The 3142-nt window shown below is 46.4% G+C and carries 3 protein-coding genes; 2 read left to right on the plus strand and 1 reads right to left on the minus strand.

Annotation, left to right across the window (positions count from 1 at the left end; all coding sequences use genetic code 11):
* Positions 1 to 155: 155 nt before the first annotated feature.
* Positions 156 to 674 (minus strand): Hcp family type VI secretion system effector, encoded by a 519-nt coding sequence (locus tag EA14781_RS21935; RefSeq protein WP_001142955.1) that lies wholly within the window; start codon positions 672 to 674, stop codon positions 156 to 158.
* Positions 675 to 1319: 645 nt separating this feature from the next.
* Between EA14781_RS21935 and tssB the strand changes: the two genes are divergently transcribed.
* Both tssB and tssC read left to right on the plus strand, forming a co-directional pair.
* Positions 1320 to 1820 (plus strand): type VI secretion system contractile sheath small subunit, encoded by a 501-nt coding sequence (gene tssB / locus EA14781_RS21940; RefSeq protein WP_000037393.1) that lies wholly within the window; start codon positions 1320 to 1322, stop codon positions 1818 to 1820.
* 294 nt (positions 1821 to 2114) lie between these two features.
* On the plus strand, positions 2115 to 3142 hold a 1028-nt coding region (gene tssC, locus EA14781_RS21945; RefSeq protein WP_000058007.1), incomplete at its 3' end, for a type VI secretion system contractile sheath large subunit.

The raw sequence follows: 3142 nt of genomic DNA on the forward strand, positions 1-3142 counted from the left end.
CAGTACAGTGTTACGCTTGCATTCAGACACGCTACCGCCGAAGTTTCCGGCATCCGCCATCTCCCGTGAACGTGACCCCTTACTGACAACCCTTCTTTTTACGGCGTGATACAAAAACAGCATCCGACCAGATGATCAGATGCTGTTGGTTTAACTTAGGCTTCCAGCGGTGCACGCCAGTCATCGGCGCCGGAGGTGCCTGATTTGACGTGTTCCCACTCAATTTTGCGGTAGGCCAGTGAAACCTCGAGCAACTGGGTAAACTCACGTTTCGCTGGGTCCTGACAATGCGGCATATGCAGTTTCATATCGACAATCGTCGAATCTGTCAGGCGGGTGGTGAAATAGTGCTCTTGCTTGCCTTCCACGCTAGTGCGCCACCAGTGCAGTTCAGTTTTCGGCAACATTTCGCCGGAAGCCAGTGCGTTGTACATCAGCGGAACCGCTTTGTTCAGCGCCACAGTAAAGATGAACGGTTTGTGAGCACGCTGACCAGCAGGCTGACCGGATTGTGGATCGGTTGGGACCGTTACGTTATGCAGAAACTCTTGCACCAGCATTTCGTCTTCGTGCCCCTGCACATAGATATTACCGACAGAATCTGCGGTAAATGCACCAGCAGTAATATTCCCCTGAGTCTGACCTGTAATGGAGATATAACACGGTGTTGGCATTTGTAAACTCCTTGTGAATGTTATTAACAACTACTTACTACTGACCCACCCTTAATTTCCGGCAGGCAGATACAGCACACACTGTGAACTGCATCAATTATTCTGATTTTTTACATACAAACTGAAGTTGATGGTTATCGAATTCACTATTTTTATAGTGAATGAATATTGTATTTCCACCATCAAAACATTTTCCCGACAACTATAATAAGTAGTCCCATACAAGAACTTCACTGACATAAAAAGCAAAGCTGAATCATGAATAAATATTGTATTTATCCACTCTCAAAATAATCTCATTTTGATAATTTTTGAGATAAACCTCAAATTTGCCACGTTATCAATCACGAGATAAATATATAACCACGCAAACATTAAAAATACTTATCAATCAAGAAATCACATTAAAAACAACACATTACACAAAACCAATCAATTGTATTGCATATTTTTCTCAGGGAGAATACACTTCTTTAAGTTCGATAAAAAGTACTTCTCTTATTTATTTTCATATGTAAAATGCAATTCAGTGACGGAGTAGGAAATTTTATTATTCGTGACACTATAAGAATGGAACTATCGGGAATTTTGGTGCCAATATATCGTGCTCATGACCTGTACAGATAACATGAGGGATCATTTTTTATGAGTAAAAAATTCGAAGGTAGCGTCGCTCCCCGCGAGCGAATTAATATATCTTACGTTCCAAAAACAGATGGTCAGACTGCTGAGGTGGAACTTCCACTAAATATGCTCGTTGTCGGCGATACCGGAAATACACAAGAGACATCCCCTCTGGATGAGCGTCAGGCCGTTTCTGTTAACAAGCACAATTTCGGCGCAGTGATGGCTGAAGCAGCCATCGGCCTGAGTTTTACCGTTCCCGCGGTATTAAAGGAAGGTCCCAATGACGAAGAATTGAATGTCGCGTTGAATATCAAATCACTGGATGACTTTTCCCCGGACAGCGTAGCCAGACAGGTTCCTGAAGTGAATAAATTACTGGATCTACGTGAAGCGCTGACCGCACTGAAAGGGCCAATGGGCAATCTCCCTGCATTTCGAATCCAACTTCAGGCCTTACTGGAAAACGAAGAATCCCGGGAGCAGTTACTCAGGGAAATCGGTCTGGTAAGCGGAAAGTAATTATCACCATTTCATTAAACATGGGTTGTCCAGGCGCGGCGGCAAACAAAAATATCCCCGGGAACAATCTCGCTCTGACCAGGGCTTTTTGCAGGCAGTTCACTGGGTGCGTTTCAGTCGGACCGGTGAAATAAACCGGGAGGCAATAGATATGTTGGTGGCCAAACAGGATAGCCGCATCAGTTGCTTGATGGGTAGATAAGATTATCCATCTTTACGTCCTGCAGCAGTGTGAGTCTCACTAACGGCGAACCCCCAGCTTCAGAAACACAGCTGAATAGAAGGATTTTCGGTATGTCTTTACAGGAAGAAGAACGCGTTTCCAGTCACGTCGAGCAAACATCATCGCTGCTTGATCAAATAATGGCGCAGACCCGTATTCAGCCAGGCTCAGAAGGTTATGATGTTGCCCGCCAGGGGGTGACCGCCTTTATCACCAGTATCCTGCAATCCACTGCATCTGCCGAACCGGTCAATAAACTGGCCGTGGACAGCATGATTGCAGATATCGATGAACGCATCAGTCGCCAGATGGATGGCATCATCCATGCGCCCGCCTTTCAACAGGTAGAGTCATTCTGGCGCTCACTGAAAACCATGGTGGATCGCGTTGACTTCCGTGAAAATATCAAGATCAACGTGCCTCATGTCACCAAGCAGGAGCTTCTGGAAGATTTCGAATTTGCCCCAGAAATCATTCAGTCAGGATTTTATAAACACGTTTATTCATCTGGATTCGGACAGTTTGGTGGGGAACCCATCGCCGCCGTACTGGGCGCTTACGAGTTCAAAAATACCACACCTGACATGAAACTACTGCAATACGTCAGTGCTGTTGGCGCAATGGCGCACGCACCATTCCTGTCCTCTGTCTCCCCAGAATTTATGGGCCTGACTTCCTGGACCGAACTACCTAATATCAAGGATCTTTATGCCATCTTTGAAGGTCCGGCCTATACCAAATGGCGCACCCTGCGTGACTCGGAAGACTCGCGCTATTTAGGGCTTACCGCGCCGCGCTTCCTGCTTCGCCAACCCTATTCGCCGACGGATAACCCTGTTAAGAACTTTAATTATCACGAAGATGTCAGTCGAAACCACGAAGATTATCTGTGGGGTAATACGGCCTGGATGCTGGCGTGCAATGTCGCTGATAGTTTTGCCAAATACCGCTGGTGTCCAAATATCATTGGCCCGCAAAGCGGCGGCGCGGTGAAAGATCTGCCAGTGCATCTGTTCGAAACGATGGGGCAGATTCAGGCCAAAATTCCAACCGAGGTACTGATCACCGATCGCCGCGAATTTGAACTGGCTGAAGGGTG

Source organism: Escherichia albertii NBRC 107761 = DSM 17582 (genome assembly GCF_000759775.1).
GTDB lineage: Bacteria > Pseudomonadota > Gammaproteobacteria > Enterobacterales > Enterobacteriaceae > Escherichia > Escherichia albertii.

What these genes read in the sequence shown, in the direction of transcription:
- tssB (WP_000037393.1), top strand. Translation starts at nt 1,320, where the DNA reads ATGAGTAAAAAATTCGAAGGTAGCGTCGCTCCCCGCGAGCGAATTAAT.
- EA14781_RS21935 (WP_001142955.1), bottom strand. Translation starts at nt 674, where the DNA reads ATGCCAACACCGTGTTATATCTCCATTACAGGTCAGACTCAGGGGAAT.